The organism is Streptodolium elevatio (genome assembly GCF_040649515.1).
In the GTDB taxonomy this organism is placed as follows: Bacteria; Actinomycetota; Actinomycetes; order Streptomycetales; family Streptomycetaceae; genus Yinghuangia; species Yinghuangia elevatio.
Genome location: NZ_JBEZFP010000193.1, coordinates 1 through 14310 on the forward strand (window position 1 = coordinate 1; position 14310 = coordinate 14310).

At 69.8% G+C, this 14310-nt stretch carries 17 protein-coding genes; 11 read left to right on the top strand and 6 right to left on the bottom strand.

Going from position 1 to position 14310, the window contains the following annotated elements; genetic code table 11:
* Positions 1-106: 106 nt before the first annotated feature.
* On the bottom strand, positions 107-586 hold the full coding sequence (locus tag AB0C36_RS40155; protein WP_358363950.1) for a nuclear transport factor 2 family protein: 480 nt from the start codon (positions 584-586) through the stop codon (positions 107-109).
* Between the two features lie 238 nt (positions 587-824).
* On the opposite strand from AB0C36_RS40155, the gene AB0C36_RS40160 reads away from it, so the two are divergent.
* From AB0C36_RS40160 to AB0C36_RS40175, 4 genes are all read left to right on the top strand, one after another.
* Positions 825-1199 carry a DoxX family protein gene (locus tag AB0C36_RS40160; RefSeq protein ID WP_358363951.1) on the top strand — a complete coding sequence of 125 codons (375 nt, stop codon included), beginning with the start codon at positions 825-827 and terminating at the stop codon, positions 1197-1199.
* A 176-nt stretch (positions 1200-1375) separates the two neighbouring features.
* Complete coding sequence (locus AB0C36_RS40165) at positions 1376-3052, top strand: NAD(P)/FAD-dependent oxidoreductase (RefSeq protein WP_358363953.1); 1677 nt, start codon at positions 1376-1378, stop codon at positions 3050-3052.
* A gap of 16 nt (positions 3053-3068) precedes the next feature.
* Positions 3069-4610 (top strand): ATP-binding protein, encoded by a 1542-nt coding sequence (locus AB0C36_RS40170; protein WP_358363955.1) that lies wholly within the window; start codon positions 3069-3071, stop codon positions 4608-4610.
* Positions 4607-4960 carry a UBP-type zinc finger domain-containing protein gene (locus tag AB0C36_RS40175; RefSeq protein WP_358363957.1) on the top strand — a complete coding sequence of 118 codons (354 nt, stop codon included), beginning with the start codon at positions 4607-4609 and terminating at the stop codon, positions 4958-4960. The genes AB0C36_RS40170 and AB0C36_RS40175 overlap by 4 nt, the downstream gene beginning before the upstream one ends.
* Positions 4961-5081: 121 nt before the next feature.
* Here the strand turns inward: AB0C36_RS40175 and AB0C36_RS40180 are convergent, their stop codons facing one another.
* A complete protein-coding gene (locus AB0C36_RS40180) occupies positions 5082-5861 on the bottom strand; it encodes an SDR family oxidoreductase (protein WP_358363960.1) in 780 nt (259 codons plus the stop codon).
* Positions 5862-6067: 206 nt separating this feature from the next.
* On the opposite strand from AB0C36_RS40180, the gene AB0C36_RS40185 reads away from it, so the two are divergent.
* Positions 6068-6190 (top strand): DUF397 domain-containing protein, encoded by a 123-nt coding sequence (locus AB0C36_RS40185; RefSeq protein ID WP_358363962.1) that lies wholly within the window; start codon positions 6068-6070, stop codon positions 6188-6190.
* A 213-nt stretch (positions 6191-6403) separates the two neighbouring features.
* On the opposite strand, the gene AB0C36_RS40190 is transcribed toward AB0C36_RS40185, so the two are convergent.
* The 3 genes from AB0C36_RS40190 to AB0C36_RS40200 are packed head-to-tail and all read right to left on the bottom strand — an operon-like array spanning position 6404 to position 8548.
* Positions 6404-7342: a methyltransferase domain-containing protein gene (locus AB0C36_RS40190; protein WP_358363964.1), complete on the bottom strand. Its 939-nt coding sequence runs from the start codon at positions 7340-7342 to the stop codon at positions 6404-6406.
* Positions 7339-8298 (bottom strand): MvdC/MvdD family ATP grasp protein, encoded by a 960-nt coding sequence (locus AB0C36_RS40195; RefSeq protein ID WP_358363966.1) that lies wholly within the window; start codon positions 8296-8298, stop codon positions 7339-7341. Before AB0C36_RS40195 ends, AB0C36_RS40190 begins: the two co-directional genes overlap by 4 nt.
* On the bottom strand, positions 8291-8548 hold the full coding sequence (locus AB0C36_RS40200) for a hypothetical protein (RefSeq protein ID WP_358363967.1): 258 nt from the start codon (positions 8546-8548) through the stop codon (positions 8291-8293). The genes AB0C36_RS40195 and AB0C36_RS40200 overlap by 8 nt, the downstream gene beginning before the upstream one ends.
* A 232-nt stretch (positions 8549-8780) precedes the next feature.
* Between AB0C36_RS40200 and AB0C36_RS40205 the strand changes: the two genes are divergently transcribed.
* Positions 8781-9986: an NsdA family TPR-like regulatory protein gene (locus AB0C36_RS40205; protein WP_358363969.1), complete on the top strand. Its 1206-nt coding sequence runs from the start codon at positions 8781-8783 to the stop codon at positions 9984-9986.
* Positions 9987-10047: 61 nt separating this feature from the next.
* Positions 10048-10446 carry a VOC family protein gene (locus AB0C36_RS40210; RefSeq protein WP_358363971.1) on the top strand — a complete coding sequence of 133 codons (399 nt, stop codon included), beginning with the start codon at positions 10048-10050 and terminating at the stop codon, positions 10444-10446.
* On the opposite strand, the gene AB0C36_RS40215 is transcribed toward AB0C36_RS40210, so the two are convergent.
* Complete coding sequence (locus AB0C36_RS40215) at positions 10447-11166, bottom strand: hypothetical protein (protein WP_358363973.1); 720 nt, start codon at positions 11164-11166, stop codon at positions 10447-10449. It abuts the gene before it with no gap.
* 135 nt (positions 11167-11301) lie between these two features.
* Between AB0C36_RS40215 and AB0C36_RS40220 the strand changes: the two genes are divergently transcribed.
* The 4 genes from AB0C36_RS40220 (at position 11302) to AB0C36_RS40235 (ending at position 14217) form a co-directional block, all read left to right on the top strand.
* Positions 11302-11946, top strand: coding sequence for a YwqG family protein (locus tag AB0C36_RS40220; protein WP_358363975.1), 645 nt, complete (start codon positions 11302-11304; stop codon positions 11944-11946).
* A gap of 14 nt (positions 11947-11960) precedes the next feature.
* Positions 11961-12695 (top strand): NAD(P)H-binding protein, encoded by a 735-nt coding sequence (locus tag AB0C36_RS40225; RefSeq protein WP_358363976.1) that lies wholly within the window; start codon positions 11961-11963, stop codon positions 12693-12695.
* Between the two features lie 132 nt (positions 12696-12827).
* Positions 12828-13628, top strand: coding sequence for an aldolase (locus AB0C36_RS40230; protein WP_358363979.1), 801 nt, complete (start codon positions 12828-12830; stop codon positions 13626-13628).
* Positions 13629-13806: 178 nt separating this feature from the next.
* Entirely contained in the window at positions 13807-14217 is a 411-nt protein-coding gene (locus tag AB0C36_RS40235) for a peptidoglycan-binding domain-containing protein (protein WP_358363981.1), read from the top strand.
* Positions 14218-14310 lie beyond the last annotated feature (93 nt).

Here is a 14310-nt window from a genome sequence, read left to right on the forward strand (position 1 = left end):
CGGACCCGCCCGACTCGGGGCGGAGTCCGCGGATCTCGGCGACCGCGCGGGGGCGAGGCTCACCCGACTGCGCGGGGGCGACGCTCACCGAGCCGAGGGGGTGCCGTCACAGGGCGCGCTCGTCGTGGGTGACGATCTCCTTGGCGGGCTTGCCGCCGGCCTCCAGCCAGCCGCCTATCGCGGCGGGCGCGTCACGGGCCGGGTTGTAGCAGTCCTCCTCGGACGAGAAGAGGCCGTCTCCCGCGTACACCAGCCGGGTCCAGTTCGCGAACCCGAACTCGGCCCCCGCGTCCGTGGGATGCGGCAGCACGTTGCGCAGGCCGAGCACGATGGCGCCGTTCTCCTCGTCGTACGCGACCCAGTCCTGCGGGAAGCGCATCGTCGGGAACGGCGCCATGACCTCCTTGATCCACGACCGGACGGCCTCGCGGCCGGTGAACACGCCGTACGCGTGCTCGGTGTAGACGACGTCCTCGGTGAACAGGTCCGCGAACGCGGTCCAGTCGCCCGACTCGACGCATGTGGCGACGACCGAGTTGTAGTGGGAGAGAGCGCCTTGCAGTTCCTCGCGGGTGAAGCGGCCCATGCGTGGTACCTCCTGGACGGTGGCGATCCCGGGACGGGTGTTCCGGTGGTATCAGAGGACTCCTGCGACATCCAGGGACAGTGGGGGTTGCCGGGGCCGGGCGGCACGGGCAAGGTGCTATTGACTCGCCATTAAATAGTGTGGCTGTCCGTGGGCGGCTACTCCGGCCTCCCGGTTGCCGCAGTTGCCGCAGTTGACCCAGTTGACCCAGTTGACCCGAGGCCCCGGAGGCCGCCGCGTGCCCAGCAATGAACCATCCGCCCGCCTGCTCGCCGGACTGCTCGCCGGTGCCGCCGTCGCCCATGCCGCCGCCCCGTCCCAGTTCGACGCGGTCATCCCGCGGCAGCTGCCGGGGAAGCCGCGTACCTGGACCCAGGTCAGCGGAGCCGTCGAACTGGCGCTCGCCATCGGTATCGCGGTGCCGAGGACCCGCCGGATGAGCGCCTACGCCGCCGCCGGGTTCTTCGTCGCCGTCACGCCCGCCAACGTCCAGATGGCGTACAACTGGCGCCGCCGCCCCGCGCCCTGGCGGGCCGCGGCCATCGCCCGCGTGCCCCTCCAGATCCCCTTGGTCCTGTGGGCCCGCAACGTCGCCCGGGCAGCCGGGAAGTAGCCTCCCGGGACCCCGCCTCCGGCCGGTGCGCGACCGGCAAACAAGCGGTACGCCCACGGAACTGCATGATCGAACGTGCGCCAATACGATGAGTGGGCGTTGGGGGTGTGCCGGTGACTCTCGGTGCCGGGCGGCGTCGGATCGAGCGACTATCGAGCAATTCGGGTGGGAGAGGCGTGGCAGAGACAGCAGGCTCACGGCAGACAGTGATTCTGACCGTGGACGACGATCCGGGCGTTTCCCGTGCCGTCGCCCGCGACCTGCGGCGGCGGTACGGCGGGATGTACCGGATCGTGCGCGCCGAATCGGCCGCGACGGCCCTGGACGCGCTGCGGGAGCTCAAGCTGCGCGGCGACCTGGTGGCGGTCATCCTGGCCGACTACCGCATGCCGCAGATGAACGGCATCGAGTTCCTCGAGCAGGCGGTCGACATCTACCCGAGCGCGCGGCGCGTGCTGCTCACCGCGTACGCCGACACCAACGCCGCCATCGACGCGATCAACGTGGTCGACCTCGACCACTACCTGCTCAAACCCTGGGACCCGCCCGAGGAGAAGCTGTACCCGGTCCTCGACGACCTGCTCGCGGCGTGGCGAGCCTCCGACCACAAGCAGGTGCCGACCACCAAGGTCGTCGGCCACCGCTGGTCGGCGCAGTCGTCGGCGGTACGCGAGTTCCTCGCGCGCAACCAGGTGCCGTACCGCTGGTACTCCTGCGACGAGCCCGAGGGGCAGCGGCTGCTGACCGCCGCCCAGGCGGACAGCGAGCGCCTGCCGCTGGTGATCACCCCGGACGGCACCACGCTGGTGGAGCCCGCGGAACCCGACCTCGCCGCGCAGGTGGGGCTGGCCACCATGCCGACCGAGGACTTCTACGACCTGATCGTCATCGGCGGCGGCCCGGCCGGGCTCGGTGCGGCGGTGTACGGGGCGTCGGAGGGGCTGCGGACCGTCCTGGTGGAGCGCTCGGCCACCGGCGGGCAGGCCGGGCAGAGCTCCCGGATCGAGAACTACCTCGGCTTCCCGGACGGCGTGTCGGGCGCCCAGCTCACCGACCGGGCGCGGCGGCAGGCCACCAAGTTCGGTGCGGAAATCCTGACCGCGCGCGAGGTCACCGGGCTGGAGGTGACCGGTTCGTCGCGCGGCGTGCGCTTCGCGGACGGGTCCGTCATCTCGGGGCACAGCGTGATCCTGGCGACCGGCGTGTCGTACCGCCAGCTGGAGGTGCCGGGGCTGGCGCCGCTGACGGGGTGCGGCGTCTACTACGGCTCCGCGCTGACCGAGGCCGCCGCCTGCTCGGGCGAGGACGTCTACATCGTCGGCGGCGCCAACTCCGCCGGGCAGGCCGCGATGTACCTCGCGCGCGGCGCCAAGTCGGTGACCCTGCTCGTACGCGGGCCCTCGCTCTCCGCGTCGATGTCGCACTACCTGATCCAGCAGATCGAGCAGGCGCCCAACATCAGCGTGCGCACCGGAACCGTGGTCGAGGCGGCCCACGGCTCGGACCACCTCGAACAGCTCACGCTGCGCGACGTGGCCACCGGGCAGACCGAACTCGTGGACGCGCAGTGGATGTTCGTGTTCATCGGCGCCGCCCCGCTCACCGACTGGCTGGAGGGGACGGTGACCCGTGACCCGCGCGGGTTCATCGTGGCCGGCCCGGACCTGACCATCGGCGGTCAGGAGCCCAGCGGTTGGGACCTGGACCGTCCGCCGTACCACCTGGAGACCAACGTGCCGGGCGTGTTCGTGGCGGGCGACGCACGCTCCGAGTCCGCCAAACGTGTCGCCTCCGCCGTCGGAGAGGGAGCCATGGCCGTGATGCTCGTGCACCGCTACCTGGAGCAGTCGTGAACGGGGAGGAACTGTCGTGACCGGCGTGCCGATGCCTTGTGAAGTCGAAGAGCTCAGCACGCTGTTCCTCTTCGAGAAGCTGACCGACGAGCAACTGGCCCGACTGTGCGCAGAAGGGCGCGTGGAGCGGTTCGAGCCCGGCTACCTCTACCGCGAGGGCGAGCCGGCGACATGCTTCTACGTCCTGCTCGAAGGCACGCTCGTGCTCTCGCGCCGGGTCGGTGCCGACGACCTGGAGGTCACCCGCAGTTCGGACCGCGGGGCGTACGCCGGGGCCTTCCAGGCGTACGCCACCGACCCCACCCGGGCGCACTACCAGGGTTCGTGCCGGGTGCCCGAGCAGTCACGCCTCTTCATCCTGCCCGCCGAGACCTTCGCCGCGGTCATGCGCGACTGGTTCCCGATGGCCGTGCACCTGCTGGAGGGGCTCTTCTTCGGCAACCAGAGCACCCAGCAGGTCGTCGGCCAGCGCGAACGGCTGCTCGCCCTCGGCTCGTTGTCGGCGGGGCTCACGCACGAGCTGAACAACCCCGCCGCGGCGGCCGTACGCGCGACCTCGGCCCTGCGCGAGCGCGTCGCCGGGATGCGGCACAAGCTGAAGGCCATCGCGTCCGGACCGTACAAGCGCGAGACGCTGGCGACGCTGGTCGAGATCCAGGAGCGCACCGCCGAACAGGTCTCCAAGGCGACGCCGCTCAGCCCGATCGAGGCCAGCGACCGCGAGGACGCCCTCGCCGACTGGCTCGACGACCACGGCATCGCCGAAGGCTGGAACATCGCACCGACGTTCGTACAGGCCGGACTCGACGTCGACTGGCTGGAGAACGTCGCGGCGGCGGTGGACGAGCAGATCCTCGAAGGCGCGATCCGGTGGCTCAACTACACCGTCGAGACCGAGCTGCTGATGGCGGAGATCGAGGACTCCACGACCCGCATCTCGCAGCTCGTCGACGCGGCGAAGCAGTACTCGCAGCTCGACCGCGCGCCCTCCCAGGACGCCGACGTCCACGAACTCCTGGACAGCACGCTGACGATGCTCGGCAGGAAGATCGGCTCCGGCATCCGCGTCGAGAAGGACTACGACCGGTCGCTGCCGCGGGTCCCGGCGTACCCGGGCGAGTTGAACCAGGTGTGGACCAACCTCATCGACAACGCCGTCGCGGCGATGGACGGCGAGGGCACGCTGACCGTGCGCACCACCCACGACCGCGACCAGCTCCTCGTCGAGTTTCACGACACGGGGCCGGGGATCGACCCGGAGATCCGGGAGCGCATCTACGACCCCTTCTTCACCACCAAGCCGGTCGGCGAGGGCACGGGGCTCGGGCTCGCGATCTCGTGGCGGATCGTGGTCAACAAGCATCACGGGAGCCTGCACGTGGTATCCGCACCTGGCGACACGACGTTCCAGGTACGTCTGCCGCTGACCGCACCGGACACCGGGACCGAGACGGAGTCAGGGTCCGAGACGGGGCCCGAGACCGGGCCCGCGCCCGGGGCGGAGACCGAGACCGGGCCTGAGACCGGGACCCGCGAGACACCCGAGGAGTCGCCATGACATCGCCCGCCGGAGTCGACCCCGCCGCCGAACCGAGCGGCACCGGATGCAGTGAGTGCGACGCCACCGGCGGCTGGTGGTTCCACCTGCGCCGCTGCGCCCAGTGCGGGCACGTCGGCTGCTGCGACTCCTCGCCCGCCAAGCACGCCACCGCGCACTTCAAGGCGACGGGGCACCCGGTCGTCCGCAGCTTCGAGCCGGGCGAGGCCTGGTTCTGGAACTACGAGACGTCCGAGATGTACGAGTCGGGGCCAGATCTGGCACCGCCGGAGAGCCACCCGGAGGACCAGCCGGCGCCCGGCCCGGCCGGGCGCGTACCCGCGAACTGGGCCGACACCCTGCGCCGCTGACGCGAGTGCCGGCCCGTCGGCATCCTGACCGCGCGGCATGCGCCGCGCGGCCGGGGGGCCGCACGGTTGCGGGGCACGTAGCCGACGGCCGCGCGGTCCCCGACCGCGCGACCCGGCCGGGTCAGGAGGAGGCGGCCAGCCAGTCCGCGAACGCCGGGCCGGCGAGCTTCGCGTCCGCGCCCGGGAGCAGGGCGCCGCTCTCCAGTAGCTCGCGGTCGGGAGTGTCGGGGGAGCTGACCTCGATCACCTCGACGGTCTCGCCGCGCCGCGCGAAGACCAGCTTCGCCACCGCGGCGAGGTTCTCCTCGCGCGGCCCGGCGATCTCCGGGAACGGCGCCGCCGCGGCACCCGCCTCGGGCGCCGGACCCTCGGCCAGGTCGACGAGGGCCTGCGCGACGGCCGAGCAGGCGACCAACTGGGTGCGCATCCGCGGCACGTACGCGGTGTCGCCCTGGCGGCCCCAGCTCACCAGCAGCTCGACGAACTCGTGGAACTGCGCCGCACGCAGGATCTGGACCGGCAGCGGCCCGGCGAGCAGGGCCTTCTCGTGGACCACCTTGGCCAGGTTGTAGCCGCCGGTCGACGCGTCGATCCCGATGATGGACACCGACACGATCCGCTCGACCCCGGCCTTCCCGCCCGCCTCGTGGAGGTTGGCCGCCGAGGCCGTGAAGAAGTCGACGGCGTCCTGCTCCACGGGCGAGGGGGTGCTCGCGGTGTCGACGACGATGTCGACCCCGGCCAGCGCGTCCGCGAGGCCCTCACCGGTGACGATGTCGACGCCCGCCGAGCGGGAGATCGCGACGACCTCGTGGCCGTGCTCGGTGAGGATCCGTACGACGTGGCTGCCCAGACGCCCGGTGGCCCCGGCGACCGCGATCTTCTTCGTGGACTGCTGCATCTTGATCCCCGCCTGTCTGCGTTCCGGACCCGTGTGCCCGGGCCCTCGTCTCGTGTTCTGCGCTTCGCTCTGCCTACACAGCACTGACGGAGCCCGAGAACACGATGTGACAGCGGCGCGAGGATCAAGTCCAAAACCTTTTCGCCGACACCACCACGGCCCGCCCCCGCCCCCACAGCGCCCCCCTCCCGCAGCTCCGCGTTTCGGTGGCCTCCGACGCCGCGGTTCGTGACTCGAAGGCCTCACGCGAGCGGTCGGCGCTGCGAGTGCCCGCAGATCGGTGGACTCGCTTCGTCGCAGCGACAGCAGAGCACGCATCTGCGACTTGAAGCTTAAGGAGGCCCCTCACTGACAACCGAAGCGTCTTGCTCGGCGTGGCGCGGTAGGACTGGCCACGTGGCGCCCTGGTACTCGCCTGTGACGGTTCGCTCTCCGCCCGGTGTCACGCTCATTCGGTACGCGTCGTGCGGGGGCTTGCCGTGTGCGACGTGCTCCGCCCAGAGTTGCCCGAGCAGGTCCGCGAGCCGCCGCGGTCCGGCCTCCTACGCTGTGCCGTCGCCGGTGATGTGCGCGATCGACCCGTCACGGTGCCAGATGACCAACCCCCCGTCTGCCGGTGTGTCGGTGAGGACATCGGCAGACGGCAGCGCGAAGGACACCAGGAACGTGAACCGGGTTTCTTCCCACGCGGCGAGCGGCATCCCGCAGGGTTTCGCGGGTCCGTCGGGTGCGTCGGGACGGACCATCAACGGGCTGCCGTCCGCCGGGCGCAACCCCATGAAGTAGGCGGCCGTCGCCAGGAACCTGCCATGCGCTCCGTGCTGCTCGTCCACGTCGAGCACCGCGACGCCTGCGCCGACCGGGGCGACGATGCGCCCGCCCGGCCGTACCGCCCGCAGCCACCCGACCGGGATGTCGTCGACGCCGCACGTGGCGATCAGGCGATCGGCGCTGTCCGCGCGCAGCGGTTCGGCGCTGCCGCCGTCCGCACAAATGACCGACACCTTGCCGTGCCCCGCACTGGCGAGTGAGGCGCGTGCAGCGGCGACCAGTTCGGGCGCGACGTCGACTGAGAGTACGTTCTCGTCCCCCGCGAGCCGCCCGAGGATGCCAGCGTTGTATCCGGTCCCGGCGCCGATCTCGGTCACCTTCATGCCGGGCCGAACGTCGAGCGCGTCGAGCATGTCCGCCATGAGCGACGGCACAGTGGACGACGACATGTTCGGCCACGTGGATGTCAGGAGCACCTGATCGGCGTAGACCTCGGACAACCAATGCGGGTGTCCCTCGCTCACCTCCTCCGTCTGCCATCCGCCGTCGTCCGTGCGGTGTTGGCGGATGAAGCGCGGTACGTACAAGTGTCGGGGCTCTTCCCGGAACGATTCGGCCACGCCCGACGTACGCGCGTGCCCGGCGGCCCGCAGCCGTTCCGTCAACTGCGCGCGCAGTAAGGCACCTTCGTCGCTGATCGGATCGTTCATGCGTGGGCGGCTTCTTCCAAGTGATCGGCGATGGCGTTGCAGATCTCGTCACTGTCGGGCGTGAATGCCCACTGCCCGGCGGGGTTGAGTTCGAGCGCCCATACGGTTCCCTCTTCGTCGCGCAACAGGTCCCACGCGGCAAACAGCAGACCGAACCCGCGGGTCACGGTCCGGATCGCTTCCTGTACGACGTCCGGTAGCGTCCCGGACTTGTAGACGACGTTGTCGGCGTTCACGGCGCGGATGTCGAGATAGGGACCACAGGCGTGCAGTTCGCTGATGAACAGCCGTTCCCCGACCACCGCGACGCGGTATTCAGCCACCTTTTCCGCGACCTCGCGTTGTAGCAGATTGGCGGTCGCCCGTGCTCGTGGGTCCCCGTAGTGTTCGGGCGGGACTCGGCTTGCATACAGCACGCGGTATCCATCGGGTCCGTCGTAGGTGATGGGCCCGAGTGTCTTCGAGACGGTAGGGCCTTCGGCGCAGAATGCGCCGTGACGCTCCGGCACGTTCCCGATCCACGTGTCGGGTACGGCGAGCCCGGCCCGTACGAACGCCGCGAGTTGCGTCGGCTTGGTGCACGCGATGATCGCGTGGGGATGGTTCATCCAGGTGACGTGGGGCAGCGAGTAGAGCACTCCTCCCATTCCGGCACGTGCTTCGCGGGACGCGAATGCGCGGGGCGGGCCGGGCGCAGCGACTTCGGCCGGGTAGGCCGATGGTCGGCGCCAGTAGACAGCGCGCAAGCCCTCCAAGCGGACAGCGCGCGACCCGGAGGCGATCTCGCCGGTCCATCCATCCGCGCCGACGCGCGCCGAGAGAGTGACCGAGTCCGGGAACGCTCCGGTGTCAACACGAGCGAGCCGAACGCGGCGCCGGTTGAGTTCGTCGATCACGAGATCGGCGGTTGCGTCGACAGGCCCTGTCGCGACCAGAATTCGCGGGCGGTCAGGCATTGGGCGTGGCGTCGTCCGGCTGCCCGGCGTCGATGGCGCCCTGCACTCCGTCCGACCGGATGTTGGAGGTCGTCACCTGCGAACGGATGCCCGGGTCGGTCTTCGAGAACGGCACACCGTCAAACAGCGTCACCTGGCGCTCCTGGTCGAAAGTCGTCACACCGTCCGGCACGCTGCCTTCAACGGCTGTCGCGTAGTCCAAGTGCAGAGGCACGAGTGCGCTCGCTGCCACATTCGGGGTCACGTTCATGCCCTTCCCTCCCAACGTGTACATGGACCTTCAAGGCACGCTCACACGGCAGTTCGTAGATGGACGTGGATAGTCGGTCCACATGCTCGGGCCGGGAGGGAAGCGCGGAGATCGGGCACTCACGCCCACGCTCCCAAGGCCCACCGGATGGTTAGTGCTTCGAGTGAACCGCGAATCGGTGGGGTGTAGAAAGATGCCGCGTGTAGGCCCAGTTGTAGACCAGACTGGACGGATGCGCAGGCAGACGGCGGCGGAGTTGATCAAGCAAGCGCGTACGGCCAGGGGCTGGAGCCAAGCGGACCTTGCGCGCGAGGTCTGTCGTGCCGCTGGGGTGCCTGTCGACACGCTCGGACGCCAGGAGATCTACCGCTACGAAACCGGGCGGCGCACACCGCGCGAGTGGCTGCCGTTCGTGGCCGGCGCGCTGTCGATCCCGGTAGCCGACTTGGAGCGCGCGGCATCGATCAAGGCCCGGGAGAGGACCCCCACGACGATCGCCGACTTCCTGCCGCCTGATGATCCCTTGGAGCCGCCGGACGCCGCGTCCGGTCGGCAGATCGGCATGTCCGCAGTACGGGATCTGACACAGCGCGTCCATGGGTTGAGGCTCGCCGACGACGTGTTGGCCGGCGGAGACCTGATCGGTCCCGCGCTGCGTGAACTCCGTACGGCGGTCCGCCTCTACAGCGATGCCTCGTACTCCGACTCGGTTGGTCGAGAACTGTTGCGGGGCATCGGCGAGTTGGCGCAGATTGCGGGGTGGATCGCGAGTGATGCGGGGCGGCACGTCGAAGCCGAACGCATCTACCGCCTCGGCATTGTCGCGTCGCACAGGGCGGGTGACTTGACGCTGGGTGCGAACCTCCTCGGGTCGCTGGCCTACCAGCGCAGCAACACAGGAGACGTGCGAGCCGGGGTCACCATGGCTACAACGGCTTGTGAGCAAGCCACGGACGGACCACCGCGGGCGAGAGCCCTGTACTCCGATCGAGTGGCGTGGGCACACGCCAAAGCGCAAGCCTCGCAAGACGCGATACGTGCGCTCGGAGCGGCTGCCGAAGCTCTCGCTGAGCATGCCGACGAAGACGAACCCGGCTACCTCTACTGGGTCGATGCCGGCGAACTGCAAGTCATGGAAGCTCGTGTCTACACGGAACTGCACCGACCGCTGAGGGCAGTTCCGATACTGCGAGATGTGCTCGAACGGTACGACGCGACGCACACCCGTGAGCTTGCGCTGTACCTGTCCTGGCTTGCGGTGGCCTACGCGGAGGCGAACGAGCCGGAGGAAGCCGCCGCGACGGCTCATCGAGTGATCTCTCTGTCCTCGGACGTGGCCAGTGAACGAACGGCGGAACGGGTCCGGGTGGTCCTCACTGCCTTGCGGCCGTACCGCGACGTTCCTGATGTGCGGGATGTGCTCGACTGGGTGAGCTGACGCGGGCAGCGCAGGGGGCTTTCTGTTGGCGTGGTGGTGGGTGCTCGGGCAGGGTGGGGGGATGGTTTCGGTGGTGCAGAACTTGGCGGTCGACTGTTCGGATGCGTACGGGCTGGCTCGCTTCTGGAGTGAGGTGACCGGATGTCCGCTCGATCCCGAGGCCAAGCCTGGCTCTCACGAGACGCAGGTGATGCTTCCGGAGGGCGCTGTGCTGTATTTCAACCAGGTGCCGGAGCCGAAGACGGTCAAGAACCGGATCCACTTGTGCCTGCGTCCGACGACCTCGCGCGAGGAGGAGGTCGAGCGGCTGTTGGCTCTGGGGGCCGGCCTGGTTGCGGACCGCCGGGAGCCCGACGGCGCGGGTTGGGCCGTACTCGCGGATCCCGAGGGCAATGAGTTCTGTGTCCTCCGTAGCGACTCCGATCGGGCTGGGATGTCCTCGCCGGGGCCGGAGGCCTAGTCACCATGTGTTGCCGAGTGTGCAGAACAGCATGACGGCGGCGATGCCGGTGAAGAAAACGCCGAAGATGATCGTCCCGAGGGGAGCGGACTCGCTGTTCAGGCCGTAGGCCAGGGCGTCCGTCGCGATCCGTACGGGCACGATGCTGGTGAACATCCATGCGATGGTGCGGAAGCAGAGCATGAAGAACCCGTCCCACCAGCCGAACAGCAGCCCCCAGAGCAGCACTCCGAGGCCGAAGTAGGCCAGGTGGAACCAAAAGCCGAGCGAGTCGGCGGCTTTGGGCAGGAACGTCTCCTCCGCGCCCATCACCTCCACGCCGACGACGTCGCCCCGCCACAGCCGCAGTGTGGCCGGTGCCCCTTCCTCCGCCTTCTTGTAGAAACCCGCCGACACGTCGCGGGACTGCCGGGAACCGTCCGCCCGTTGCCACGTGACTTCGTGGTGGGTGGTCGTAGTCGTGTGGCCGTCGGAGTCGGTCGACGTCGTGGTGTACGTGCGGCGGTCCGCAATCGAGGCAGGCTCCTCGGCGAGACAGTCGTCGCCTCGCTCGCACTTGGCGGTCGCGCGGAAATCCCGTGTCTCCTGGTACGGATCGACCGCCGAGACGAGCGCGAACACCAGCACTCCCAGCCCGACCGCCACGACGATCCATCGCCCGACCGAGCGGCCGAGCAGCGAGACGGCCGGTGTTGATCGACTGAACCGGCGAAACCGCATGGACGTCCCCCGTGATGTTGGTCCTTTCCTGCATGATGCCCCTCTTGGGCGACGGCGATAGCTTGTGCGGTGACACAGCCGGACGGTCGACAACCGGGGAGCCGCATGCGGTACCGCTTCACGTCCTATCACCCCGTGGATGACGCCGACGGAGCCGTCGCAGAGGGCACTCGGCTGGGCGGCCTGCCGTACTGGCTGGCGGCGCCGCAGTGGCCGGTGGATCCGTATACGAATGAACTAGCGTCGTTCATGGGGCAATTTCGGGTACGGGTGGGGGACGGCGGCGACGGAGACGGGCAAGGGGACCGCGTGGTGTATCTGTTCGCCCTCGGGTTTTCGGGCGAACACGCGACCGTCGTCCAGCCGGGCGGGCAGGTCACCAAGTCCGTCGAGACACGGGCGGCGGCCACCGGACCGACCGCGTTGGAGCGGGTGCACCTGATCCGGGTGGACGAGGAGGTCGACTTCGCCCAGGTCCAGCGGGATCTGGCGCCGGTCGCGGGCGAGGACGAGGACGACCGCGAAGTGCGTCTGGAGGAGTTGCTCGACGAACTCCGGAAGAACGCCGCGGGCAGCATCCGGATGAACCAGCTCGGCGGCCCCGAAGTGGTGCCGGTTTGGTTGCAGGGCGACGATCTGCCCGGCGAAGACTGGCAGTTGGTCGCACAGCTCGACTCGTACCAGCTGCCCTTCGAGGTCAACTTCGGTGACAACGGGGTCGGTTACCTGTTCCTCGCGCCGGACGGCGAGAACGCCGAATTCTTCTTCCAGAGCTGCTGAGGGGCGCGCCGGCAATGGAGCATCCTTCTGCAACCGGGCCCGCCGCCGCGCCTGCCGCCGCGCCTGCCGCCGGGCCTTCCGGCGGTCCCCCAGCCGAGGGGCCGGCCCCGGCCGTCGCCCTGGTGTTCGGGGCGACGGGCACAGCGGGATCCGCGGTCGTGGCGCGGTGCCTCGCCGACGAGCGGATCGGCGAAGTGCGGGCGGTCACAAGGCGACCGCTCGGACTCTCGCACCCGCGCCTCGTCGAAGTGCAGTGCGCCGACTTCGGCGACCTGACCCCGATCCGTGCGGCGCTGAGCGGGGTGAGCGGCTGCTTCTTCTGTCTCGGCGCGTCCTCGGCGCGAGTGCGCGACGCGGACGCCTACCGCGAGATCACCCTCGGGTACGCGGTCGCCGCCGCGGAGGCGCTCGCCGCGGCAAGTCCCGAGCACACCTTTCACTTTCTCAGCGCGCGCGGAGCGGACCCCCGGTCGCGACTGCGCTGGGCGCGGGTCAAGGCGGAGGCGGAGACACGGTTGGCCGGGATCAACCCGCGCCGCCTCCTCGTCTACCGCCCCGCGTACATACACCCGGCGCCCGACCGCCGTCCCGGGATGGCCGCCCGCGCGACGGCGGCAGTCCTGCGCCCGTTTCCCGGAGCGCTGATCCGCGCCGAGGACCTCGCCCTCGCCATGGTCAACCTCCAGTTCGACACCGACCACCCGCCGGTGCTCGACAACCGGGAGATCAGGCGGCACGCCGAGCCGTAGGTACGCCGAAGCCGCACATGATCGACAATGAGCCCGCACCTCCTCGCGGCGCCCACGCGGCGGCGCCCACGCGGCGGCGCCCACGTGGCGACGCCCACGCGGCGGTGCCTACAGAGACCAGGAGACGACGACATGGCGAACTCGCTCGACGACCCGAAGCAGGTCCTGGTCGACCGCGCCGCGCGCCGGATGGCGGAGGAGTTCGGCGACAGCGGCCTGACCCTCCGTCAAAAGCTGGCGCTCACCTGCCGGATCCTGTACGACGCGGGCCACGACTCCGGCCTGGCGGGCCAGATCACGGCTCGGGGCGACCGACCCGGCACGTACTACACCCAGCGCCTCGGGCTCGGCTTCGACGAAGTCACCGAGGACAACCTGCTGCTCGTCGACGAGGACCTGAACGTGCTCGAAGGCGACGGGATGGCCAACCCCGCCAACCGGTTCCACTCGTGGATCTACCGGGCCCGCGAGGACGTCACCTGCATCGTGCACACGCACCCGCTGCACGCGTCCGCGCTGTCGATGCTCGAAGTCCCGCTGGCGATATCGCAGATGGACACCACACCGCTGTACGACGACTGCGCCTTCCTCCCCACGTGGCCGGGCATACCCGTGGGCAACGAGGAGGGCGAGATCATCTCCGCCGCGCTCGGCGAAAAGCGCGCCGTGCTGTTGGCCCACCACGGCCAACTCGTCGCCGGCAGCGGGATCGAGGAGGCCTGCAACCTCGCCGTCCTGATCGAACGCGCCGCCCGCCTCCAACTCCTCGCCATGTCCGCCGGGACGATCAAGCCGCTGCCGGACGAGTTGGCCCGCGAGGCCCACGACTGGACGTCCACGCCCAAGCGCCACCAGGCCACCTTCGCCTACTACGCACGCCGCGCCCTCCGCAATCACCCCGACTGCGTCGCCGCGGGGGTTGTGGTTCGTTGAGGCTGGAAGCGGAATGTCGGGCGTGCGTTCGCCGTGCTCCTCTTGTGAGGCTTCGGCCTTGTGGGCAAGGTGAGTTGGTGCGCCGGACCACTCCGACACACGCCCCGGGGGCGACATGGCACGGAGAAGTACGCCACGTTTCAGGAGCCGCGCGGTACGTGCGGCAACCGCGCTCGCGATGGCCGTGGGAGCGGTGACGGCGGGCGTCGCGGCGGCGCCTCCCGCCGCGGCCGCCGTCCACTGCGACAACTGGACCAGCCAGTCGGCCCACGGAACGCAGTACAGCTGGCTGGTCCCGAGCGTCGGCAACAACACCGGTCAGACCAACTGCGTGCTGAGCCTGGACGACTACAACAACACCGCCGTGTGGGTGCTCCAGTTGGCGCTGAACGAGTGCTACGGCCAAGGCCTCACCCACGACGGTGACTACGGTCCGTCCACCAGGCAGGCGGTCGTCAACGTCCAGACGTTCCACGGCTTCCCGCCGGCCGACCGCGATGGCGTGTACGGGCCGCAGACCCGCAACGCCATGGAATTCCCGGCCTTCAGCGCCGGTGGCACCTTCCTCGGCTGCTGGTGGTGGGTCTAGGTCGTGTCTTCAAATTCTCGCCGGGCCCGCGAACCGTGGCACGCACGCTCGCCGCGTTGCGGACCTTGCCCGGCCAAACCCAGGCCGAGCTGC

Excerpts from the sequence above, each read along its gene's own strand:
- AB0C36_RS40155 (WP_358363950.1), bottom strand. The coding sequence starts at position 586 with ATGGGCCGCTTCACCCGCGAGGAACTGCAAGGCGCTCTCTCCCACTAC.
- AB0C36_RS40175 (WP_358363957.1), top strand. The coding sequence starts at position 4,607 with ATGACATCGCCCGCCGGAGTCGACCCCGCCGCCGAACCGAGCGGCACC.
- AB0C36_RS40180 (WP_358363960.1), bottom strand. The coding sequence starts at position 5,861 with ATGCAGCAGTCCACGAAGAAGATCGCGGTCGCCGGGGCCACCGGGCGT.
- AB0C36_RS40190 (WP_358363964.1), bottom strand. The coding sequence starts at position 7,342 with ATGAACGATCCGATCAGCGACGAAGGTGCCTTACTGCGCGCGCAGTTG.
- AB0C36_RS40195 (WP_358363966.1), bottom strand. The coding sequence starts at position 8,298 with ATGCCTGACCGCCCGCGAATTCTGGTCGCGACAGGGCCTGTCGACGCA.
- AB0C36_RS40200 (WP_358363967.1), bottom strand. The coding sequence starts at position 8,548 with ATGAACGTGACCCCGAATGTGGCAGCGAGCGCACTCGTGCCTCTGCAC.
- AB0C36_RS40205 (WP_358363969.1), top strand. The coding sequence starts at position 8,781 with ATGCGCAGGCAGACGGCGGCGGAGTTGATCAAGCAAGCGCGTACGGCC.
- AB0C36_RS40210 (WP_358363971.1), top strand. The coding sequence starts at position 10,048 with ATGGTTTCGGTGGTGCAGAACTTGGCGGTCGACTGTTCGGATGCGTAC.
- AB0C36_RS40215 (WP_358363973.1), bottom strand. The coding sequence starts at position 11,166 with ATGCGGTTTCGCCGGTTCAGTCGATCAACACCGGCCGTCTCGCTGCTC.
- AB0C36_RS40225 (WP_358363976.1), top strand. The coding sequence starts at position 11,961 with ATGGAGCATCCTTCTGCAACCGGGCCCGCCGCCGCGCCTGCCGCCGCG.
- AB0C36_RS40230 (WP_358363979.1), top strand. The coding sequence starts at position 12,828 with ATGGCGAACTCGCTCGACGACCCGAAGCAGGTCCTGGTCGACCGCGCC.
- AB0C36_RS40235 (WP_358363981.1), top strand. The coding sequence starts at position 13,807 with ATGGCCGTGGGAGCGGTGACGGCGGGCGTCGCGGCGGCGCCTCCCGCC.